Raw genomic sequence first — 22,534 nt, 5'->3', positions numbered from 1 at the left:
AGAAAAATATGGCCGTCCAAAGCAGCGCGTTACCCGCATTTGTCATGACGTCTCTCCCTCGTTTCAAACGAGACGCTTGCAGACAATCGGACGCGTGGCGTTGCGATAGATCAATTTTGCTCAACTGGCATTGGGCAGAGGTCGGCATCAGCGGCTCGCAGTGACGGCTGAAACTACGGCCTGATCGAAAAATTCCCCGGCGGCCCCGGCTTTCGCAATGGCTCCGCCAGCCGCGCGAACTCGCACAGCAGCGACCGCGTCTTCCTGGGATCGATGATCTCCTCCACCCAGAACTTTTCGGCGGAGCGGAACGGCGAGCGCAGCTTGTTGAGGCGGTCCTCGATCTCTTTCAGTTTCTCCGCCTTGTCCTCAGCCGCGTCGATGTCCGCACGGTAGGCGGCTTCGATGCCGCCTTCGAGCGGGAGCGAGCCCCAATAGGCCGACGGCCAGGCGTAGCGGATCGAGAAGCGGTCGGCGGGCTGATGCACCACGCCGGCGACGCCGAAGGCATTGCGCAGGATCACCGTGCACCAGGGCACCGTGGTCTGGTTGACCGCGGCCATGGCGCGAACGCCATGGCGGATGGTGCCCGCCTTCTCCGCATCGAGCCCGATCATGAAGCCGGGGCAGTCCATGAGATAGACGATCGGCAAATGGAAGGTCTCTGCGAAGTCGACCCAGCGCACCACCTTCTGGCAGGCATTCGCCGTCCAGGAGCCGCCATAGTGAAAGCTGTCGCTGGCAAGCACCATCACCGCCCTGCCCTCGAGCCGCGCGAGGCCGACGATGATCGGCTTGCCGAAATTCTTGCCGACCTCGAAAAACGAACCCTTGTCCACGACCTGTTCGACGATCGGCCGTATCTTGTAGACCTGCTTGCGGTTGCGCGGGACCGCGCTCATCAGCGCCTCTTCGGTGCGCTCCGGATTGTCGGTGCAGGGCAAGGTCGGCGGCAGCCCGTCAACCGACGACGGCAGATAGGACAGGAATCGCCGCGCGCAGGCAAAGGCCTCCTCCTCGGTGTCGACGGCATGATCGACCGCGCCGGCGCGGGTCTGGATGTCGGCGCCGCCGAGCTCTTCCTTCGAGAGATCCTGCCCCAGCGCCTTCACCACCGGCGGGCCTGCGACGAACATCGCGGACTTCCGGGTCATGATGGAATAGTGGCTGGCGGCAAGACGCGCGGCACCGAGCCCTGCGACCGAGCCGAGGCCGAGCGCGACCACGGGCACGCGCGACAAATTCTCCGTTGTGAAGCGATACCAGCGTGTGCCGCCGATGCCACCCGGCAAGTTCGCCGCGCCCTTGGTCTCGATGGTCTTGACCGAGCCGCCGCCGCCGGAGCCTTCGATGATGCGGACGATGGGCAGGCGGAGATCATGCGCCATCTCCTCCGCCATCAGCGGCTTTGCGGAGATGGAAGCGTCCGCCGAGCCGCCGCGCACGGTGAAGTCGTCGCCGACCACGACGACGGTGCGGCCTTCGACGCGGGCACGGCCGAACACGCAGTTCGCCGGCGTCAATTTCTGCAACTCGCCGCTGGAATCGTACTCGCCGACGCCGGAGACGGCACCGATTTCGTGAAAGCTGCCTTTGTCGGTCAGTCTGTCGATACGTTCCCGAACAGTCAGTCGGCCCTGGTCATGCTGACGCTTGACCTTGTCAACGCCGCCCATCTCCCGCGCGAAGGCTTCGCGCCGGGCGAGCTCGTCGAGTTCCGACTTCCAGTTCATTCACTCCCTCCGAATTGATCGGCTTGTTATTGTTGTGCACGGCCATGGCGACCGGTTTGCGCGGGATGCGAGCGTTGAATACGTCGCCCTCCGCGCCGTCCATCAGGCTGCCGAGCGAGCGGCCGAGCGCGACCATCAACGGGGCGACTTCGGCATGCAGACGCTGCTCGTCATACATCGACGACAGAAGACCGATCGTGATCACCACAAACGTCTGATACTGCGGCGACCAGATCGGCACCGCGAGCCCGTTGATGTGCGGGCTCCACAAGCCGCAGGCCACGACATAGCCGCGCTCATGCAGCGACTGCCGATTGGCCTCGATGCGGGGCCGCAGGATTTTCGCAGCCTCGGGAGCTTCCCGCTCCATGTCTGCGATGAAGGCATCGCCGACCTCGGGCGCCAATGCCGCGGTGTAGGCTGCGCCCGCAGCAGTGGAGGCCATCGAGATGCGGCTGCCGGTGCCCTCGTGCAGGCCGAGTGCCGAGGCCGAGCGCGCAAACTGGAGATAGACCAGATGGAAGCGATCGGGGACCACGAAACCAACCGTGCCGGGCAGTTGCTCGGCGACTTCCTGGAGCCGCTGGCGAATCATGCTGCGCAGCTGCGCGCCCTTCATCATCGAGGCGCTCATCGCCACCGCGCTCGGCCCGATGCGATATTTCTGATCGCGCGGCAGATAGACCAGCTGACCCATTCGCGTCAGCGTGTGCGTGAGCCGCGACACGGTCGAGCGCGGCAGGCCGCAGCGGTTTGAAATTTCGAGATTGCCGAGCCTGCTATCGTGGCCCTCGAAGCATCGCAACACGTCGAACGCGCGCGACACCACTTGGATGACATCACCCTCACCGGCATCGCCGGCGAGCGCACCTTGTCTACTCAACCGCTCTGAACGTCGTCCCATGATCCCTACCGCTTGTTCCGCTGTGCGGAATTAAATTCCGCTTGCAGAAGAAACTACCTCAGGCATTTTGCGACCACAAGAAGAAGGCGATGGCATGCCAGAGATTAAGATCGTCACGGAGATCGCGGGTCGCATCTGCTCAACTCCCGTGCAAGTTGGAGGAACCGTGGCGGATGGTGATGAGATTGTGGTGGTCGAAGCGATGAAGATGGAGATACCTGTGCTTTCTCCTGCAAGCGGCGAGATCACGTCGCTTCTGGTCAAGCTCGACGACGTCGTTGCCGAGGGACAGGCGATCGCGATCGTTGCGAACTGACTGCATTCTCCGTCGTTTCCGCGACAATCTGTCAGCCTCATTGCTGCGTTCGCGGTACGGCGTTGCCATTGCTTGATCGCGATGACATGATCCGTTTCAAACAAACTTGTTTCAAACAAAGAAAGAAAATCGTCGCGGCAAACGCGAGGATCATTGGAGGGAAACATGCTTCGTGGGCTGATCGTGCTCGCGCCTGCCTTGGTGGCGGGCCTTTCTTTTGCGTCTACACGCTATGCATTCGCCGAAGACATCAAGCTACCGGCGACATTGACGTTCACCGCCTATGACACCGGCACCGCCGGCTTCAACATCGCGGTCGGCGTCGGCAAGATGATGAAGGACAAATATTCGACCGACGTGCGCGTGCTCCCCGCAGGCAACGACGTCGCGCGTCTGGCGCCGCTGCGCGCCAAGCGTGCGGTCTCCGCGGCGATGGGATCGGGGACCTATTTCGCGCAGGAAGGCGTGTTCGAGTTCGGCTCCAGGGAGTGGGGCCCGCAACCGCTCCAGATCCTGCTCTCATCCGTCGACTGCAATTGCGGCACGCTCGGCGTGGCTGCGGATACAGGCGTGAAGGAGCTGAAGGATCTCAAGGGCAAGCGCGTCGGATTCGTCGTCGGCTCGCCGGCGCTGAACCAGAATTCGCTCGCGGTGCTCGCCTTCGCCGGCCTGACGCAGAAGGACGTCAGGGTCGTCGAGTTCGCAAGCTACGGCGCGATGTGGAAGGGCCTGATCAACAACGACACCGACGCGGCCTTCGGCACCACCATCACCGGCCCCGCCAAGGAAGCCGAGACCTCGCCGCGCGGCCTGATCTGGCCGCCGCTGCCCGCCAAGGACAAGGAAGGCTGGGCGCGGATGCAGAAGGTCGGTTCATTCTTTTTCCCGCAGACCGCGACCTGCGGCGCCGGCATCTCGCCGGACAAACCGATCGAGCTCGGTAACTACCCCTACCCGATTTTCGTCGCCTACGCCTCGCAAGCCCCCGACCAGGTCTATGCGATCACCAAAGCCATGATCGTGAACTACGATTCCTACAAGGACGCCGCGCCCGGCGCCGGCGGGCTTGCGGCCGATCGCCAGACCAAGAACTGGGTGGTGCCGGTGCATCCCGGCGCGGTAAAGGCGCTGAAGGAAGCCGGGCAATGGAGCGACGCGCAGGACGCTCACAACAACAGACTGATCAAGCGCCAGGAGGTGCTTGGCGCAGCGTGGACCGACTACGGAAAGTCCAACCCGCCTGCGGATGACAAGGCGTTCCTCGACGGCTGGATGAAGGCGCGTGCCACAGCCCTTGCGAAGACCGACATGCCGAACGGGTTCGAGGATTAGTTCTCAGCGTTTATTGCCCACGCGCGGGGTCGATCATGTCGTCTGCTTCAGTCTCCACCGCCGCGCAGGACGAGGCCAAGCGGATCGTGTTCGACGATCCGCATGGCGCCGCCGGCAACATGCAGGAAGCGGAGGTCACGCGCGTCCGAAGCTTGCCCGGCGCGTGGCGCTGGATGCTCGTCGTCGCGACCGCCGCGACCGTCCTGCTCTGCATCAACCAGCAATTCTCGCTGCGCTTCTTCGTCGGCTACACCCAGCTCAACACGGAGTACTTCTATCTCCTGATCGCCCTGATGCTGCCGTTCACGTTCCTGATCTTCCCGGGGACCGCACGCGCGCCGCTCGACCGCATTCCCTGGTATGATCTTCTCTGCTTCGTCGTGACTTTTGCCGCAGCGCTTGTGTTGATGTCGAACGTGCGCAAGGCCGCGGAGGCCGGCTGGGAATTCGGCGGCGCGCCGAACAGCGTGACAGCCGCGGGTCTCGTGATGTGGGTGATGCTGATGGAGGCGCTGCGCCGGACCGGCGGCTGGAGCCTGCTACTGAGCGTGCTCCCCTTCACCGTCTATCCGCTGTTCGCAGAATCCAGCTGGCTCGGGCCGTTCCGCGGCACGCAGTCGACGCTGGAGCAAGCGACCGCCTATCACGTGCTGTCGGGCGAAAGCCTGCTCGGCATTCCCATCCAGGCGTTTGCCGACACCGTGATCGGCTTCCTGGTGTTTGGCACCGCGCTGATGATGACCGGCGCCGGAAAGTTCTTCATCAATCTCGCCTTCGCGCTGTGCGGCACCTTCCGCGGCGGCGCGGCAAAGGTCTGCATCTTCGCTAGCGGCCTGCTCGGCATGATGTCGGGCTCGATCATCTCCAACGTGCTCACCGCCGGCACCATGACCATTCCGGTGATGAAGAAGAGCGGCTTTCGCGCATCTTATGCCGGCGCGATCGAGGCCTGTGCCTCGACCGGCGCGGTGCTGGCGCCGCCGGTGATGGGCGCGACCGCCTTCGTGATCGCGCAATTCCTCAATGTCAGCTACGCCGATGTCGCGATCGCCGCCATCATTCCGGCCGCGCTCTATTACATCGGTCTGTTCATGCAGGTCGATTCTTACGCCGCACGACACGGGCTGAAGGGTATTCCGCGCGCGGAGCTGCCGCGGGTCATGGATACGATCCGGGACGGCTGGTACTACGTCTTCGTGATCGCGCTGCTGATCGTCATGCTGCTCTACTTCAAGCGCGAGAGCCATGCGCCATTCTACGCCACAGCACTGCTTCTGGTCCTCAACCAGTTGTTCGCAAAGAACACGCGCTGGACCGTCGCGACCATCGGCAAATTCCTCGAGGTCAACGGGCGCACCTTCGTCGAGCTCGTCGGCATCCTCGCGGGCTGCGGCCTGCTGATCGGCGCCTTCTCGATGACAGGCGTGGTGTCGAGCCTCGCCAACGACCTGCTGCGCATTGCCGGTGACAATCCGTTCCTGCTGCTCGGCATGTGCGCCCTCACCAGCCTGATCCTCGGCCTCGGGTTGACCACGACGGCCTGCTACATCTTCCTCGCCATCCTGGTCGCACCGGCGCTGGAGAAGCTCGGGCTGAACAAGATGGCCGTGCACATGTTCATCTTCTACTGGGGCATGCTGTCGTCGATCACCCCGCCGGTGGCGATCGCCTCGTTCGCAGCGGCAGGTATTGCCGGCTCGCCCGCGATGAAGACGGGCTGGGAATCGATGTGGGTCGGCAGCATCATCTATTTCATCCCGTTCTTCTTCGTGCTCAATCCCGCGCTGGTGCTGCAGGGGCCGAGCCCCTATTTGGCCGGCCTCGGTTTGATGGCGCTTGCGGCGTTCGGGACGCTGTTCATCTGCGGCGGCATCCAGGGCTACCAGCCCTTCGTCGGCGATCTCCGCGGCGCCGGTGCGCTGGAATGGCCGATCCGCGTGCTGCTGGTGATCGGCGGGTTTGTGGTGGCCACCCCCGGCGGCGGCATCATGCCGCTGTCGCAGATGCAGGTGACGCTGCTCGGCCTCGCCATCCTCGTTCCCACGGTTTTGCTCGCCCTGCTGCTGGTCCGGCGGCAGACCATGGTGCCGAACGGGTTGCGCGTGCCCTGATTGCGTTGCACAAAGAGAGGCGATGAAACCGCTTTCGCCTCTCGCCACCGCATGGACCCGTTCGAAGCCGCCTTTGCTGCGGTTTCTGGACAATTGCCTCAACGAATTCTCGGCGGAGACCTCGGGCGCGGTCGCCGACTACATTCCCGAGCTCGGCAAGGCCGATCCTGCCTGTTTCGGCATCAGCCTCGCGACCCTGGACGGTCATGTCTACGAGGTCGGCGACTCCAGGGTGCCCTTCACCATTCAGTCGATGTCAAAGCCGTTCGCGTTCGCACTGGCGCTGGACCTGCTCGGCGCAAACAGGGTCGAGAGCGCGATCGGCGTCGAGCCCTCCGGCGATCCTTTCAACTCGATCCGGCTCAACTCGGACAACCATCCATTCAACCCGATGGTCAATGCCGGCGCGATCGCCTGCACCGGGCTGATCCACGACAGCAAGGGTCCGGACGCTTTCGAGCACATTCGCCTCGCGCTCGGTCGTTTTGCCGGCCGCGACCTCGCCGTCGACGAGGCCGTCTACGCTTCCGAAAGCCAGACCGGCGACCGCAATCGCGCCATCGGCTATCTCCTCAAGACCAATGCGGTGATCTCGGACGATGTCGCCGCCGTGCTCGACGTCTATTTCCGGCAATGCGCGGTACTGGTCACCGCGCGCGACATCGCGGTGATGGCGGCAACGCTCGCCAACCGCGGCGTCAACCCGGTTACCGGCGAGCAGGTGCTGACGCCTTACGCGATCTCGCGCACGCTCTCGGTGATGACGTCGTCGGGCATGTACGACTATGCCGGCGAATGGATCTACCGGATCGGCATCCCCGCCAAGAGTGGCGTCGGCGGCGGAATTCTCGCCGCCCTCCCCGCTCGCCTCGGGCTCGGCAGCTATTCGCCAAGGCTCGACAAGCACGGCAACAGCGTGCGCGGCATCAAGGTGTGCGAGGCGCTGTCCTCGCATTACGATTTGCACATGCTCAACCGCAGCGACGACGCGCGCAACGCCGTCATCGCCGATTACGACATCGGCAAGAGTCCGTCGCGGCGCGTGCGCCGCCCGCAGGAGCGCGATATTCTCGCAGCCCACGAGGAGGAGGTGCGGATCATCGAGCTGGTCGGCACGCTGTCGCTGTCGGCGGTCGACTATGTCTCGCGCCGGCTTGCGGGGCGGCCGCGGCCGCAATTCGTGATCTTCGATCTCCACCGCGTCACCTCCACCACACGCGCCGGAGCGCGGCTGGTGGCCGAAGCGTTCGAGGAACTCGCGGCGCTGAATGTGACCGTCGTGCTGTCAGGCGTCAGGCGTGCCTCCAAGGAATGGGACAGCCTGCGGGAATGGACCGCCGAGCTCAAGAACGTCCGCGACTTCTATTTGCTCGACACCGCGATCGAATGGGCCGAAGACCAGATCATCTATCGGTACGGAGGCTCGATCGATTTCCACGAGACCACCGAGCTTGCCGAGCAGCCGCTGCTGGCCGGCATGAGCGAGGAAGAGCTGACCGACCTCGCCTCGATCTGCACGATCCGGACCTATCAGTCTGGCGCGAAAATCCTCACCACGGGCGCCGCAGCCGATTCCCTTTTCTTCCTGCGCAGCGGCGCGGTGCATGTCACCCTGCCCGACGGAGTACGGCTCGCAACACTCACCGCCGGCATGGCGTTCGGCGAGATGGCGCTGATCGACACCACTCGCTCCGCTGACGTGTTCGCGGATATGGCGGCGACCGCGTTCGAGGCGCCCCTGAAAGCGTTCGAACGCTTCCGCAAGCAGCACCCGCACGCCAGCGAACGCATCATGCGCAACCTTGCGCAGCTTCTCGCCGACCGCCTGATCGTCGCCAACGCCAGGGTGGATATCCTGACGTCGACCTGAGCGGCCTAGCGGCTCGCCGCCTCGCTGATCCGCCGCTTGATCTTGGCGGCACTGGTCTTGAGCAGCTCGGATGGCCGCTGGCCGGTCGCCACGCACAGGCATGCCCAGTAATAGATGACATCACCCAGCTCTTCGACGAGGCCCGCCTGGTCGAGCCAGTCATCGCGGAGCAGCTTCTTGATGTGGTCGGCGACTTCGCCGGATTCGCCGGCGAGGCCGAGCCCTAGATAGGACAGCCGTTCGTTGGACGGACGCTCATCGACTTTCGCAATCGTTGCAGCCCAGGCGGCATATTCATCGATCGTCATGAGCGTCCCTCACAGCAATTGCTCGATCAGCCTACCACTTCGGTGACCGGCTGAAGGTCGATCTCAAAGGTCTCCAGAAACTTTGACGTCATGATGTAGAATCCGACCGAGAGCTGCAGCTCGACGAGCGCGGCTGGCGTCAACTTCGCCGCGATCGCCTTGAAGATCGCATCCGTCGGCTTGTTCAGCTTCACGATCTCGTCGGTGAACGCGAGCGCGGCGCGTTGCGTCTCATCGAAACAGCTCGCGGTCTGCCAGTTCTCGAGCGCCTCATTCTGCTCGTCGGTGACGCCGACATTCTTGCCGATACGCTTGTGCGCGACGATCTCATACGGCGCCTCGCACAGGATGCCAGTGCGAGTGATCGCGAGCTCGCGCACGATCGGATCGAGTTCGCCCTTGTGGCGGATGGCACCGCCGAGGCGGCAGTATTGCTCAAAGTAGCTCGGCGAATGCGACATCATGCGGAAGATGTTGGCATTGCGATTCTTGTCGAGGATTTCGCGGGTGCGGTCGGATGCTTGGGATGGGTCGCTGTAGTTGATACGGGCCATGATTTTCCTGAAGTTTTTTCCTAAGCCTTTGATGCTTTTTGTCGTTAGCGGCGAAAGTTCCACGAAACTGTATTCTTGCGCGTCCGCAGGAGCAACAACATCGAGTCAAAATGCCGCCGCATTGCTGAACGACCTTGGTACAGTCGATATTCGCCGCGTGGGGACTTGATCGCGGCGGATACTCGCAAGGGGTGTTCCGAGTAAAAACAATTGGCCGTTGGGCGCTAACCGCGCATCGATGAGTCACGCCCAAGTCTAGGGAGAATACGGCATGAAGGAAGCCACCAAGGGGGCGGCCTCGGAAGCGTTCGCGCATATGCTGGCGGTGATGGCGATGCTCGTCATCGCCAGCATCCTGTTCTACGGGCGCTAGTTAAGAGTCGGGTGAGTGCTTTCGTCATTCCGGGGTGGCCCTCGCACAGGCCAGGCCCAGAATTCCCGTTCCAGGCTCGGTCTCTCAGGACCGCCCCCGAATGACGGATCCCACCGCTTGCGTTGCTGCAGTAGCCCAGATGGAGCGCAGCGCAATCAGGGCTACATCCAATTTCACTATCCGTCTTTGGCGAAGAACGGCACCAGCTTGCCGGCGAACCGTTTGAAGCTCGCGCTGACCTCATCGCCGATGGCGAGATCATTCTCACCATGCGCCATCATGCGAAAACCCTCGGCGCAATCGACCAGCAGGATGTTGTAAGGCACGTGCGCGCGCGTCTCGGGCGTGGCGGCGCGGCAGACCAGCGACGTCGCGTAGACCCTGCCCTTGCCGCTGGCGCGCTGCTCGCGCGAATCGGACGCGCCGCAGGCCGCGCAGAAGGCGCGACGAAAATACTGCACATGGCCGCATGCGGTGCAGGTCTGATAAATGACGGCTTGTTCGCCCTTGGTCCAGTCGGCTAGACGCTCGCTCATCGCACCCGCTCCAGGAACATGCTGACGTGAGACGACAGCACGCCGCCGTCGCCGTGCAGCAGCGCGATCGAGGCGTCGCGCACCTGACGATTCGCCGCCCGCCCCGTCATCTGCAGATGCGTTTCCACGAGATGCGCCATGGCGCCGCCGACGCCGCAATGACCGTAGCTGAGCAGGCCGCCATGGGTGTTCAGCGGCATCGCGCCGTCTCGGCTGAAATGGCCTGCGCGCACGCGCGCGGCTGCTTCGCCGCGGCCAGCGAGACCAAGATCTTCCAGCAGCATCGCGAGCGTGATCGTAAAGCTGTCATAGATCGCGGCGTAGCGCACGTCGGAGATCGCAAGGCCGGTCGCGTCCCTGGCGCGGGCGACGGAGATCTCGGCGCCTAGTTGGCTCAGGGCGGGCGCTGCAGTGACGTGCTGATGGGTATGGGCCTGGGCACAGCCGCGAATGCGCACGCCGGCCTCTCCCGTCCGCTCGCGGCTGATGACGAAGGCTGCGCCGCCGTCGGACACCGGGCAGCAATCGAGCAGCTTCAGCGGCATCGCCACCGGCTTCGAGGCCATGACGTCGGAAACAGTGATGGAATCGCGGAATTGCGCGCCGGGATGGGTGCAGGCATGGGCGCGCATCAGCACCGCGAATTCGGCGAGGTCTTCTTCCGTCACGCCGTATTCGTGCATGTATCTGTTGGCGACCAGACCGTAATAGGCGGGAATGGTCGGGCCGAGCGGCACCTCGTAGTCGGGATGGCCGACCTGCGCCAGCGCCTGGATCGAGGCATCGCGGCTCTGTCCGGTGAGACGGTTCTCACCGGCGACCACGAGCACGTTGCGGGCGACTGCAGCCTCGACGAGTTGATGCGCCAGCATGGTCATCGCGAGGCCGGTCGCGCCCCCGACCTGGACGGCGTGGGCGTAACTGGGACGGATGCCGAAATGCTCGGCAAAGACGGTCGCCAGCATGATGTGCGGCGACACGGTGGAGTAGCCGCAGAGGATGCCGTCGATGTCGGCGCGCTTGAGCCCGGCATCGTCGAGCGCGGTTTGCGCGGCCCTGCTCATCAGGTCGAGCGAGGACGAACCTTCGTGCTTGCCGAAAGGCGTGAGGCCGACACCGGTGATGAAGCTCACGGACGCACCTGTGCATCGTCATTACGGGGCGGCGAACGGGTGACGCCATCGCGGACCATGGCGTCGATCTCGTCCGCGGAGTAGCCGACCTCACGGAGGATTTCCGCGCCGTGCTCGTTCAGCTGCGGCGCGAGCCGCACCGGTTCGGCTTCGGTCTCCGACCAAGTCGCCGTCACCCTCATACTCCGGATCGGCCCTTCAGTTGGATGGTTCACCACTGGGAAAAAGCCGGTCGCCTCCAGATGCTCATCGTGCAGCATCGACGCGAGATCGTGCATCGGCATCACAGGCACATCGGCCTTGGTGAGCAGGTCGATCCATTCCGTTGTGGAACGCGTCTCGAAGATGCGCGCGAGCTCGGCATAGACCACGTCGATATTGGCGGCGCGGCCGGCGAATGTCGCGAACATCGCGTCGGCCCGCAGATCGTCGCGTCCCGTCGCCTTGAAGAAGTTTTCCCACTGCTTGTCGTTGTAGACGATGACGCTGAGATAGCCGTCCGACGTCTTGTAGGGCCGGCGGTCGCGCGAGAGATGGCGGGCGTAACCGCCCTCGTCCAGCGGAGGCTCGTAGGTGAGCCCGCCCATGTGGTCGCCCATGACGAAGCCGGCCATGGTCTCGAACATCGGGATGTCGACGCGCTGACCGCGTCCGGTGCGGTCGCGGTGCACGAGGCTGGCGCAGATCGCGCCGACGGCGGTAAGGCCGACAATGCGATCGACCAGTGCGTTCGGCACATAGCGCGGCACGCCGTCACCGGTCTGCGCCATCAGAGCCGGCAGCGCGGTGGCGCCCTGGATCAGATCGTCATAGGCGGGTTTTGCAGCATACGGCCCGTCCTGGCCGAAGCCGAACACGCCGGCATAGACCAAACGCGGATTGATCTTGGCAACAACGTCATAGCCCAGTTGAAGCCGCGCCATTGCCTGCGGGCGGACGTTGTAGACGAGAACGTCGGCATCTTTCAGCAAGCGCAGCACGGCCCCGCGGCCGGCGGGCTTCTTCAGGTCGAGGCAGATCGAGCGCTTGCTGCGGTTGGTGTTGAGGAACACCGGGCCCATGCCGGCGTGCCGCATCGGACCGATCAGGCGGGTGACGTCGCCGTCCAGAGATTCCACCTTGATGACGTCTGCGCCGTAGTCTCCGAGCATCTGGGTCGCATAGGGACCCATCAGCACGGTGGTCATGTCGACGACCTTGATGCCCTTCAGCGGTCCCATCGTTCGCTCCCGATTGCGCGGGCTCAGATGAGCCCTGCGATTTCGGTCCAGCTAACGGCAGCGGCGTCGCGTGCGCAAGGGCGGCCGGCGTATGGCCGCATGCGCCGGCGGCGAAGGGCCGCTATTTCTTCTGACGGGATTCGCGAATCTTGAGGAGACGGTCGAGCTCCTCATTCTGCTGGTTGATGCGGTCCGCGATCCGCGACTCGTTCTGCTCACCCGAGGCGGCCGCGGCCTGCTCGATGAGCTGGCGGATATTGTCCTCGAGAATCGCGATGCGATCGTTGAGTGCGTCCATCGACAGCGAATCTTCGTAGTCATTGCTCATGATGCATGTCCCGCGAATCAATCAGTGCCGTAGGGTGGGCAAAGCGAAGCGTGCCCACCATGATCTAGCGCAAACAAGATGGTGGGCACGGCGCTTGCGCGCCTTTGCGCACCCTACGAGATCGGGGCTTACTTCAACGGCTCCAGCACGGAGACGTAGTTGGCGACCGCCGCACCGCCCATGTTGAAGATGCCGCCGAGCTTTGCATTCTTGAGCTGCATGCCCTCCGGCGCTTGCCCGGCGAGCTGCATCGCGGTCATCACGTGCATGGAGACGCCGGTGGCGCCGATCGGATGGCCCTTGGCCTTCAGGCCGCCGGACGGATTGACCGGCAGCTTGCCGTCCTTGAGCGTCCAGCCTTCCTTGATGGCACGGGCGCCCTGCCCCCTCGGCGTCAGGCCCATCGCTTCGTACTCGATCAGCTCGGCGACGGTGAAGCAGTCATGGGTCTCGACGAAGGAGAGATCGGACAGTGTAACGCCCGCCTTCTCCAGCGCGCGCTGCCAGGCGACCGTGCAGCCCTCGAACTGGAGGATGTCGCGCTTGGACATTGGCAGGAAATCCTGGGCGTGCGCGGTGGCGCGGAAGCCGATCGACTTGCTCATGCCCTTGGCGGTTTCCGCGTCGGCCAGCACCAGGGCAGCGGCACCGTCTGAGACCAGCGAGCAGTCGGTGCGCTTCAGGGGGCCGGCAACGTAGGGGTTCTTCTCGCTCTCGGCGCGGCAGAACTCGAAGCCAAAGTCCTTGCGCATCTGGGCGAAGGGATTGGCGACGCCGTTCTTGTGGTTCTTGGCCGCGATCAGCGCCAGTGCATCGGACTGGTCACCGTATTTCTGGAAATAGGAGCTGGCGATCTTGCCGAACACGCCGGCGAAGCCGCCGACGGTGTCGCCGTCCTCGGGCAGATAGGACGCCTTGAGCAGGTTCTTGCCGATCTCCGGCCCCGGCGTGCGCGTCATCTGTTCGACGCCGACAACGAGGACAATCCTGGCCGCGCCGGCCGCGATCGCGCGCACGCCCTGATGGACGGCGGCGGAGCCGGTGGCGCAGGCGTTCTCGACCCGGGTCGCCGGCTTGAAGCGCAGCTTCGGGTCGGCCTGGAGCACCAGCGAGGCGGTAAAATCCTGGGGCGAGAAGCCGGCGTTGAAATGGCCGAGCACGATCTCGTCGACATCGCCAGCCGAAATGCCGGCATCCGCCAGCGCCTCATTGGCGACCTTCACCACAAGGCTTTCCACGGTCTCGGTGTCGAACTTGCCGAACGGCGTATGCGCCCATCCGACGATGCTGGCGGTCATGGTCTATCTCCCTGGCGGTCTCTTGCTGACCTAAGTCTTAGCCCAGGGATGGAAAGACTTCACGCGGGTTTAAGGGCTTGGAGGGTGCGCTGGCAGATGGCAGTTATGCCGGCCCAGTTCCCGGCCCTGATCTCCGCCGTCGGGCACAGCCAGGAACCGCCGACCGCGACCACATTGGGCTCCGCGAGCCAGGTCGCCGCATTGGCCTCGCCGACCCCCCCGGTCGGGCAGAACCGCACGTTCGGGAACGGCCCACCCAGCGAACGCAGCCCCTTGATGCCGCCGGCCTGCTCGGCCGGGAAAAATTTTGCAATGTCGAAGCCGTAGGATAGCGCCATCATCAGTTCGGACGCCGTGGCGATACCCGGCGCAAACGGCAAGGAGCTATGGGTGGCGGCCTTCAACAGGTCCGGGGTCAAGCCCGGGCTGATGCCGAAGGCGACGCCGAGCTTCTCGACACGCGTAAAGTCAGCCGGATTGAGAATCGTGCCGATGCCGACCACCGCCTCGGGCACCTCGGCCATCATCGCCCTCGCAGCCTCGATCGCAACAGGGGTACGCATGGTCACCTCCAGCGTACGGACGCCGCCGGCCACCAGCGCACGCGCCAGCGGCACAGCATCCTGGATACGCTCGATGGTGAGGACGGGAATGACGGTCGCGGCCTTGAACAGCGCGGCGAGGTGGTTCTGCTGGGCAGTCGTGGTCATCTTGGCTTTCGTTTCACTTGGTCGCTTGACGCGTCGTCGCCGGCCGGTGCCGTTTCTTCGGCGGCATGGCATAACCCGGAATGATGGCGCCGGAATAGCAGATCACGAGGCTGGCGAGGCGGTGCCCGGCCTGGGCGGCCTCGACCGGGTCGGAACCGGCGAGCCGCGCCGCGATATAGGCCGCCGCAAAGCTGTCGCCGGCCGCGGTGGTGTCGACCACGGGTTTGGTCATGGGCTCGGCGCGGACCTCGTAGGGGCCCCCGGGAAAGCGCAGCAGGCTGACCGGCTCCGCGAGCCGGAACACCAGCTCGGGGGTCGGGATGCGGGCCATCAACTGCTCGTGGCTTTCGCCGGGATAGAGGGCGAGCAGATCCTCGGTCGAGGTCAGCACGATGTCGGCAGCCGCGAAGGCGGCTGAAAACACCTCGCGCGCGACGTCGCGATCGGGCCATCCCCGCGCGCGGAAATTGGTGTCGAACACGAAGCGGGTGCCGAGCAGGCGCGCGCGCTTGATCGCCGCGAACAGACGCTCGCGCCCGGCCGCGTCGTAGATCGAGAGCGTGATGGCAGAGAGATAGATGATGTCGTAGCTCATCAGGGAGTTGAGGAGATCGTCCGTCTCCGGCAGATTCATCAGCTGGCGCGCCGCCGCACTGTCGCGCCAGTGGAAGAACTGGCGCTCGCCCTTCGCGTCCACCTGGATCATGTAGAGGCCGGGCAGCTTGCCGGGCAGCCGCGCGACGCGCCTCGTGCCGACGCCCTCCGCAGTCCAGGCTGCGATCATCTCATCGCTCAGGGCATCGTCGCCAAGCGCCGTGAGATAGTCGACCTTGATCTCGAGCCGCGCGAGGTACACGGCCGTGTTGAGAGTGTCGCCGCCGAATCCACGCGAGTAGAGGCCCCCGCCCTGCCCGCTGGAATGTCCAGCGGATTGTCCACCCTGGGCCTGCCGGAGCTCGACCATGCATTCGCCGATGCAAGCAACGCTCGCCATCACTTTACCCGCTCAGTCAGAGATCACGCGACGAAATTGCCGCCGAGCTCGTCTTCGATGTGAATGCGGATGATGTCATCGAAAGTCTTCTCAGCGGTGGTGAAGCCGAGCTCGAGCGACCGCTTTGCATTGAAGTTGCGCGGCCAGCCGCCGACGATGCCGACGATGAAGGGATCGGGCTCCCGCTTGATGCGGGCGGCGACCTTGTCGCCGGCGACGCGTTTCAGCGCAGCGATCTGCTCGCCAACCGTCGCCGACAGGCCCGGCATGGTCAAATTGCGGCGCGGCCCCACCGCGGCGAGGTCCATGGTGCCCGCATGCAGCAGGAAGCCGACGGCGGAGCGCGGCGTGGCATGCCAATGGCGGACGTCCTCGGACACCGGAAGGACCGCTTCCTTGCCGGCCAGCGGCTCCCGCAGGATGTTGGAGAAGAAGCCCGATGCCGCCTTGTTGGGCAGGCCGGGCCGAATGCAGATGGTCGGCAGGCGGATGCCGATGCCATCGAGGAAGCCGCGGCGGGAATAGTCGGCCAGCAGCAATTCGCCGATCGCCTTCTGCGTACCGTAGCTCAGAAGCGGCGTGTGGAAGAACTCGTCGCCGATCGCATCGGGGAACGGCGCGCCGAACACCGCAATCGAGGACGTGAAGACCACGCGCGGCTTGTAGCCGCCGCCTGCGACCCTGACGGCATCGAGCAGCATCCGCGTGCCGTCGAGATTGATGCGGTAGCCCTTGTCGAAATCGAGCTCGGCTTCGCCCGAGACGATCGCGGCGAGATGAAAGATCACGTCCGGACGGCCGGCGATCAGCTTTTCGGCCGCACCCGGGACGGCAAAATCGCTCGACACGGTCTCGACGGCAAAACCGGCCTTTTCCGGCGTCTTCGGCTCGACCACGTCATGCATGGTCAGCTTGGCGATGTCGCTCTTGCCGAGCCGGCCGTCGCGCAACAGCCGTTCACACAATTTGCGGCCAACCATGCCGGCGGCGCCCAGAACCAGAATGTGCAAGAGCCTACTCCTTCTTATTGGCCGGAACGCGCCGCCCTTGGCGATTCGTCCCGGTGCGCTCTCAAGGCAGGCCCCGCGATCATTCCTTCACGGCGCCGGTCATCGCCGACACATAATACTCCACGAAGAAGGAATAAAGGATAACTACGGGAACCGAGCCGGTCAGAGCCGCCGCCATCAGCGCACCCCAATGATAGACGTCGCCATTGACGAGCTCGGTGATCGCGCCGACGGGGATCGTCTTGTTCTCGGACGAGGAGATGAAGGTCAGCGCGTAGATGAACTCGTTCCAGGACAACGTGAAGGCGAAGATGCCCGCCGAGATCACGCCCGGCAGCGAAAGCGGCAGCGTGATCTTCATCAGAATCTGCAGCCTCGTCGCCCCGTCGATCAGCGCACACTCCTCCAGCTCATAGGGGATGGTGCGGAAATAGCCCATCAGGAGCCAGGTGCAGAACGGGATCAGGAAGGTCGGATAGGTCAGGATCAGCGCCAGATTGCCGTCGAACAGGCCGAGCTGAAACACGATTGCCGCCAGCGGAATGAACAGGATCGAGGGCGGCACGAGATAGCCGAGGAAGATCGCAAGGCCGACATAGCGCGAGCCCTTGTAGCGCAAGCGCTCGATCGCATAGGCGGCGCAGACGCTGGCGAACAGCGAGATGAAGGTCGAGGATACCGAAACGATCACGGTGTTCCACATCCAGAGCGGATAGTCGGTGTCGAAGAAGAGCTTCTTGATGTGCTCCAGCGTCGGATGCACGATCCAGAACGGATTGTACTTCTCGTAGTCGTACATTTCCGCGTCCGGCTTGAACGTCGCGACCGCCATCCAGTAGAACGGGAACAGCAGGAAGAAGATGATCAGGCCGAGCGGAAGGTAGACCCGAAAAAACTTCCGCGGGAAGCTCTCGAGGTAGTCCATTCCGACGCTTTGGTCGTCTGCCGTGGTCATGGTCAGTCCCTCCCGCCCTGCTGCCAGCGGGAACGCTGAAGCCCAAAGAAGCTGAGCAGGATCGCCGCAACCAGGAATGGAATCATCGCGTTCGAGATCGCCGCGCCCTCGCCCAGATTGCCCCCGGTGATGGCACGCTGGAACGACAGCGTCGCCATCAGATGGGTGGAGTTGATCGGCCCACCCCGCGTGATGGTGTAGATGAGCTGGAAGTCGGTGAAGGTCATCAGCACCGAGAACGTCATCACGACCGCGATAATCGGCGACAGCATCGGCAGCGTGATGTGGCGGAAGCGCTGTAGATTGGTGGCGCCGTCGAGATTGGCGGCCTCATAGAGCGAGGGCGAGATGGTCTGTAATCCCGCCAGCAGCGTGATCGCCACGAAGGGCACGCCGCGCCAGATATTGGCGGCGACGACCGACCAGCGCGCATTCCAGGGATCGCCGAGGAAGTCGATATAGCGTGTTATCAGGCCGGCCTTCATCAACACCCAGGAGATGATCGAGAACTGGCTGTCATAGATCCACCAGAACGCGATCGCAGAGAGCACCGTCGGCACGACGAAGGGCAACAGGACGATGGCGCGGACCATCGACTTCATCGGCAGCCGTTCGTTGAGCAGCAGCGCCAAATAGAGGCCGATGGCGAATTTCACCGCGCTGGCGGCGACCGTGTAGAAGATGGTGTTGAATACCGAAAGCCAGAACACCGAGTCCTTCGCCAGCGAGACGAAATTCTGGAAGCCGATGTAGCGCCCGGCGCCACCGATCTTGGTGTCGGTCATGCCGAGCCAGAAGCCCAGCGCCAGCGGGTAAGCCAGAAACAGGATGAGGATGGCGATCGCCGGCACCATGAACGTCGCGCCGAGGAAATTCCGGCTCTCGAATGCTCTGGTCCACAAGCTGCTGCGCTTGACCTGCGCGGCAACGGGCTCGGCCATAACTGCCATGTCGGATTCCCCTCGACGAAAAGTCGCGGCGTCCGGCGAACCGGACGCCGCGTAGATTGGATCTGATCAGACCTGGTAGTAGCGCTTGGCGCGCTCGGCTGCGCGTGCGGCTGCCGCCTTCGGCGTCACGGAGCCTGACGCGGCCTCCGCGAACATGTCGACGACGACGAAGTCGCCCATCACGGCGGCCGAGGCATAGCCGAGATCGCCGGCATAGCCGTTGTCGCGGCAGCGCTTCAGGCAGTCGCGATACGGCGTGATCTTCGGATCCGACGTCCACACCGGGTTGTCGTTGTAGGCCGGAAGCGGCGGCGACACGTAGCCGTTGGAGGAGACCTCCCAGGCGTCGTAGTTCGCCTTGTCCATCATGAACTTGATGTATTCCTTGACGGCCTTCGGATACTTCGAGTGCTTGTAACCGTAATAGACGAGCACGTTCTGCTGCTCGGTCGACACGCCCACGGGACCGATCGGCATCGGCGCGTGGTTCATGTCCTTGGCGATTTCCTGCTGCTTCGGATCGGTCGAGTTCTTTCCGACGGTCCAGATCGAGATGCCGTTCAGCGTCAGGCTGAGCTCGCCGTTGAGGAACGCCTTGTTGTTGTTCGAGTCATTCCACGACAGCACGCCGGGGATGAAGGTCTCGTAGAGCTGCTTGACGTATTCGAGCGCGGCGATCGTCTCCGGCGAGTCGATCACGACCTCGTTCTTGTCGTTGACGACCTTGCCGCCGAAGGCCCACAGCGCCCACTGGCACCAGCCGTTGGCGTCGCCCGTGGCGTGGCCGAGCGCGAAGCCGGCCGGCGTGTTGTTCTTCTTCAGCGCCTGGCAGAGCTTGAGGAAGCCGGCAGTGTCCTTGGGGAATTCATCGAAGCCGGCGGCCTTCACGTGGCTGACGCGGTAGTTCAGGCAGCCGCCAGTCGCGCCCTGCGGAATGGCGATCCAGCTGTTGCCCTTCTTGCCGTAGCGCTCGGCAACCGGGTACCAGCCACCATACTGCGCGCCGAGATAGTCGGCGACGTCAGTCATGTCGATCAGCTTTTCCGGGAATTTGTGGGGATCATCGAGCGTTCCGATGATCAGGTCAGGACCGGCGCCGACATTGGCGGCGACCGCGGCTTTGGGACGGATGTCCTCCCAGCTCTCGGCCTCGAGCTTGATCTTGACTCCGGTCTTCTCGGAGAACGCCTTGGTCTGCTCGGCGAATTTGTCGAACTCGGCCTGAATGAACTGCTTCCAGCGCAAGACGCGGATGGAGGCGTTTGGCTCGGGCGTGTTGGTCCACTCCGCCGCGCGCACCGGGACGATACCCGGGCCGGCCAGCAGCGCCGCGCCGCCCAGACCGACTTTAAGCACACTTCGCCTGTCGAAATCGCTCATCGTTCTCTCCCTAAATTTTATATTTGTATTGGGTCGTCTTGTATTGGGCAGTTCTGCTTGGGCAGTTCTTTGGCGTCGCTACACGCGTTTGCCCGTCGCCTCGTCGAACAGATGAATCACGGAGGGATCGGGCTTCAGCTTGACCTTGTCACCCGGATTGAACTGGTGACGTTCGCGGAAGACCGCGACGACCTGCTCACCGCCGAGCTTCGCAAACACCTGCGTTTCCGAGCCGGTCGGTTCGACCACCACGATCTCGGCATCGGCACCGTCGTCAGCGATGGTGAAATGCTCGGGACGCACGCCGTAAACAACGGGACGCCCGTCGGACGCCGCCGGCGCGTTCCTGAGCGGCAGCTTGACGCCATTCGGCCCCTCGAAGGTCGCAACGCCGTTGACGCGCACATGACCCTTCAGGAAGTTCATGGACGGCGAGCCGATAAAGCCGGCGACGAACTGGTTCTCGGGCTTATCGTAGAGCTCGAGCGGCGTACCCATCTGCTCGACGATGCCGTCATGCATAACGACGATCTTGTCGGCCATGGTCATGGCCTCGATCTGATCGTGGGTGACGTAGACCGTCGTGGTTTTCAGCCGCTGGTGCAGCTCCTTGATCTCGGTGCGCATCGCGACGCGCAGCTTGGCGTCGAGGTTCGACAAGGGCTCGTCGAACAGGAACACCTGCGGATCGCGCACGATGGCGCGGCCCATGGCGACGCGCTGGCGCTGCCCGCCGGAGAGCTGGCGGGGATAGCGTTCGAGCAGCGGCGACAGCGCAAGGATCTCGGCGGCGCGCTTGACGCGTTTGTTGATCTCTTCGGTGCTCTCGCCCCGCAGCTTCATCGAGAAGCCCATGTTCTCGCCGACCGTCATATGCGGATAGAGCGCGTAGTTCTGGAACACCATCGCAATGTCCCGCTCCTTGGGCTGGACATTGTTGACGACGCGGTCGCCGATCGAAATCGTGCCTGAGGTGATGTTCTCGAGACCGGCGAGCATGCGCAGAAGCGTCGACTTGCCGCAGCCGGAGGGGCCAACCAGGACCACGAACTGGCCGTCCTCGATCGGAATCGAAACGCCGTGCAGGACTTCAAAATTGCCGAACGATTTCCGCACGTCGCGGATTTGCACAGACGACATCTAGCTCCCTCCTCGAAAGTCCACGACGCATCTCGCGCCGCGACCGTCTTGTTTTTTCAGACTTCACCGAACGAAGCCCAACCTTAGCGGGCGCCATTGTCGGCAGTTTGTGCGGTTTTGGCAATTTGTCTTTGGTTAGTCTGTGCTGGTAGCGCTGTCAACGTTCCTTTGTTTGCGACAGTGAGTGTGTTAAGAGCAGCAAATGGGTCGAAACCGCACCAAGTCAGGCAAAATCCGGCTGGCGGAAGTCGCCGAGCTTGCCGGCGTAAGCCCGATCACGGCGTCCCGCTTCTTCCGCAATCCCGAGGCGCTGTCGGTCGCCAAGCGGACCCGGGTCGAGAGCGCGGCCAGAGAGCTCGGCTATGTGCCGAACCTGGCGGCACGCGCGTTGGCCTCGCAGCGCACCGAGGTGATCGGTGTCTTGATTCCGTCACTGACCAATAATGTGTTCTCCGACGTGTTGCGCGGCATCTACGACGCCTCCGAAAACAGCCGTTACTCGATCCAGCTGTCCAACACACGCTACAGTATTCTCCAGGAGGAGAAGCTGCTGCGCCTGTTTCTTGCGCAGAAGCCGGCCGGGCTGATCGTCACCGGCATCGACCAGACCACGGAATCGCGCGCGATGCTCGATGCCGCCGACTGCCCGATCGTGCAAATCATGGAGATCGGACCCAATCCGGTCGACATGATGATCGGCTTTTCGCACTATCACGCAGCCCGTGCGGCGGTTGCGCATCTGTTCGCGCAAGGTCACCGCAAGATCGGCTTCGTCGGCGCGCGGATGGATCCGCGGGTGCAGCGGCGGCTCGACGGATATGTCTCGGCCATGAAGGACGCCGGACTGTTCGAGCAACGCCTCGTCGTCACGACGGCGACTCCGACCTCGGTAACGCTCGGAGGCGCCCTGTTCACCGATCTCCTGGCGCGGGAGCCCGGCATGGACGCGGTGTTCTGCGCCAATGACGACCTCGCGCTGGGTGTGCTGTTCGAATGCAGGCGCCGCGAGATCGCGATCCCAGAACAGATCGCGATCGTCGGCTTCAACGATCTCGAATTCATGGCCTCCGCCGTCCCGACTCTCACGAGCGTGCGCACCAACCGCTACGAGATGGGCAACACGGCCGCCAGTATGCTGATCGACGCGATTGACGGACGTCGCCCCGAGCATCCGGTGCTCGATCTCGGCTTCAAGGTGATCGAGCGGCAAAGCTCGTCGGCGCGGCGTTCGGACAACCGGCCAGCCGTCTCGGGCGCGGGCGCTGCGAACAAAATGGTAGCGTTACCAAGCGGCCATGATTAGTATCGGATTTGTGAGGAAACGACCCGCCAGCGGGCAGGCAAATCGTCGCTCGCGCCGTTGGGCATCGCACAAGCCG

Annotated in this window: 22 protein-coding genes; 6 read left to right on the top strand and 16 right to left on the bottom strand. The window is 63.7% G+C overall.

Translation table 11 applies throughout. The features are described from left to right. Positions 1-173: 173 nt before the first annotated feature. Together IVB48_RS38115 and IVB48_RS38110 are read right to left on the bottom strand one after the other, a co-directional pair. On the bottom strand, positions 174-1,733 hold the full coding sequence (locus IVB48_RS38115; protein WP_247286555.1) for a carboxyl transferase domain-containing protein: 1,560 nt from the start codon (positions 1,731-1,733) through the stop codon (positions 174-176). Then, a complete protein-coding gene (locus IVB48_RS38110) occupies positions 1,663-2,637 on the bottom strand; it encodes a helix-turn-helix domain-containing protein (protein WP_247286556.1) in 975 nt (324 codons plus the stop codon). Before IVB48_RS38110 ends, IVB48_RS38115 begins: the two co-directional genes overlap by 71 nt. Positions 2,638-2,731: 94 nt before the next feature. Between IVB48_RS38110 and IVB48_RS38105 the strand changes: the two genes are divergently transcribed. From IVB48_RS38105 to glsA, 4 genes are all read left to right on the top strand, one after another. After that, a complete protein-coding gene (locus IVB48_RS38105) occupies positions 2,732-2,953 on the top strand; it encodes an acetyl-CoA carboxylase biotin carboxyl carrier protein subunit (RefSeq protein ID WP_247408262.1) in 222 nt (73 codons plus the stop codon). 165 nt (positions 2,954-3,118) lie between these two features. Then, on the top strand, positions 3,119-4,285 hold the full coding sequence (locus IVB48_RS38100) for a TAXI family TRAP transporter solute-binding subunit (RefSeq protein ID WP_027569550.1): 1,167 nt from the start codon (positions 3,119-3,121) through the stop codon (positions 4,283-4,285). A gap of 35 nt (positions 4,286-4,320) precedes the next feature. Next, a complete protein-coding gene (locus tag IVB48_RS38095; RefSeq protein WP_247408260.1) occupies positions 4,321-6,396 on the top strand; it encodes a TRAP transporter permease in 2,076 nt (691 codons plus the stop codon). A 22-nt stretch (positions 6,397-6,418) separates the two neighbouring features. Then, positions 6,419-8,266: a glutaminase A gene (glsA, locus tag IVB48_RS38090; protein WP_247408258.1), complete on the top strand. Its 1,848-nt coding sequence runs from the start codon at positions 6,419-6,421 to the stop codon at positions 8,264-8,266. Between the two features lie 5 nt (positions 8,267-8,271). On the opposite strand, the gene IVB48_RS38085 is transcribed toward glsA, so the two are convergent. Together IVB48_RS38085 and IVB48_RS38080 are read right to left on the bottom strand one after the other, a co-directional pair. Beyond that, positions 8,272-8,574, bottom strand: coding sequence for a nucleoside triphosphate pyrophosphohydrolase family protein (locus tag IVB48_RS38085; protein WP_247286562.1), 303 nt, complete (start codon positions 8,572-8,574; stop codon positions 8,272-8,274). A gap of 26 nt (positions 8,575-8,600) precedes the next feature. Beyond that, positions 8,601-9,128, bottom strand: coding sequence for a carboxymuconolactone decarboxylase family protein (locus tag IVB48_RS38080; RefSeq protein WP_247360488.1), 528 nt, complete (start codon positions 9,126-9,128; stop codon positions 8,601-8,603). Here IVB48_RS38080 and IVB48_RS38075 point away from each other — a divergent pair. After that, positions 9,127-9,297, top strand: a complete 171-nt coding sequence (locus tag IVB48_RS38075; RefSeq protein WP_247286566.1) for a hypothetical protein — start codon at positions 9,127-9,129, stop codon at positions 9,295-9,297. The two genes, IVB48_RS38080 and IVB48_RS38075, sit on opposite strands and share 2 nt — an antisense overlap. 380 nt (positions 9,298-9,677) lie before the next feature. Here IVB48_RS38075 and IVB48_RS38070 read toward each other — a convergent pair whose 3' ends face one another. The 12 genes from IVB48_RS38070 to ugpC form a co-directional block, all read right to left on the bottom strand. After that, a complete protein-coding gene (locus IVB48_RS38070; protein WP_247286567.1) occupies positions 9,678-10,037 on the bottom strand; it encodes an OB-fold domain-containing protein in 360 nt (119 codons plus the stop codon). Next, a complete protein-coding gene (locus IVB48_RS38065; protein ID WP_247408256.1) occupies positions 10,034-11,170 on the bottom strand; it encodes a thiolase family protein in 1,137 nt (378 codons plus the stop codon). Before IVB48_RS38065 ends, IVB48_RS38070 begins: the two co-directional genes overlap by 4 nt. Further along, positions 11,167-12,390: a CoA transferase gene (locus IVB48_RS38060; RefSeq protein WP_247408254.1), complete on the bottom strand. Its 1,224-nt coding sequence runs from the start codon at positions 12,388-12,390 to the stop codon at positions 11,167-11,169. Before IVB48_RS38060 ends, IVB48_RS38065 begins: the two co-directional genes overlap by 4 nt. Positions 12,391-12,511: 121 nt before the next feature. After that, complete coding sequence (locus IVB48_RS38055; protein WP_027517389.1) at positions 12,512-12,718, bottom strand: hypothetical protein; 207 nt, start codon at positions 12,716-12,718, stop codon at positions 12,512-12,514. Positions 12,719-12,846: 128 nt separating this feature from the next. Further along, the gene (locus IVB48_RS38050) at positions 12,847-14,016 is read right to left on the bottom strand and encodes an acetyl-CoA acetyltransferase (protein WP_027569542.1); all 1,170 of its coding nucleotides are present in this window, start codon (positions 14,014-14,016) and stop codon (positions 12,847-12,849) included. A 59-nt stretch (positions 14,017-14,075) separates the two neighbouring features. Next, positions 14,076-14,726, bottom strand: a complete 651-nt coding sequence (gene eda, locus IVB48_RS38045; protein WP_204510940.1) for a bifunctional 4-hydroxy-2-oxoglutarate aldolase/2-dehydro-3-deoxy-phosphogluconate aldolase — start codon at positions 14,724-14,726, stop codon at positions 14,076-14,078. Between the two features lie 13 nt (positions 14,727-14,739). Continuing rightward, positions 14,740-15,720 (bottom strand): sugar kinase, encoded by a 981-nt coding sequence (locus tag IVB48_RS38040; RefSeq protein WP_247408253.1) that lies wholly within the window; start codon positions 15,718-15,720, stop codon positions 14,740-14,742. A 23-nt stretch (positions 15,721-15,743) separates the two neighbouring features. After that, positions 15,744-16,730 (bottom strand): D-erythronate dehydrogenase, encoded by a 987-nt coding sequence (denD, locus tag IVB48_RS38035; RefSeq protein WP_247408251.1) that lies wholly within the window; start codon positions 16,728-16,730, stop codon positions 15,744-15,746. Between the two features lie 79 nt (positions 16,731-16,809). Then, entirely contained in the window at positions 16,810-17,685 is an 876-nt protein-coding gene (locus tag IVB48_RS38030; protein WP_007592322.1) for a carbohydrate ABC transporter permease, read from the bottom strand. Positions 17,686-17,687: 2 nt separating this feature from the next. Then, positions 17,688-18,635 carry a sugar ABC transporter permease gene (locus tag IVB48_RS38025; protein ID WP_247408249.1) on the bottom strand — a complete coding sequence of 316 codons (948 nt, stop codon included), beginning with the start codon at positions 18,633-18,635 and terminating at the stop codon, positions 17,688-17,690. A gap of 66 nt (positions 18,636-18,701) precedes the next feature. Continuing rightward, a complete protein-coding gene (locus IVB48_RS38020; RefSeq protein ID WP_027517383.1) occupies positions 18,702-20,015 on the bottom strand; it encodes an ABC transporter substrate-binding protein in 1,314 nt (437 codons plus the stop codon). 78 nt (positions 20,016-20,093) lie between these two features. Continuing rightward, positions 20,094-21,155, bottom strand: coding sequence for a sn-glycerol-3-phosphate ABC transporter ATP-binding protein UgpC (gene ugpC / locus IVB48_RS38015; RefSeq protein WP_007592328.1), 1,062 nt, complete (start codon positions 21,153-21,155; stop codon positions 20,094-20,096). Between the two features lie 202 nt (positions 21,156-21,357). Between ugpC and IVB48_RS38010 the strand changes: the two genes are divergently transcribed. Further along, positions 21,358-22,458 (top strand): LacI family DNA-binding transcriptional regulator, encoded by a 1,101-nt coding sequence (locus IVB48_RS38010; RefSeq protein ID WP_247408248.1) that lies wholly within the window; start codon positions 21,358-21,360, stop codon positions 22,456-22,458. Positions 22,459-22,534 lie beyond the last annotated feature (76 nt).

Origin of the sequence: Bradyrhizobium sp. 76 (genome assembly GCF_023073025.1) — a bacterium.
In the GTDB taxonomy this organism is placed as follows: Bacteria; Pseudomonadota; Alphaproteobacteria; order Rhizobiales; family Xanthobacteraceae; genus Bradyrhizobium.
This window is presented reverse-complemented; position numbering and strand designations above follow the sequence as displayed.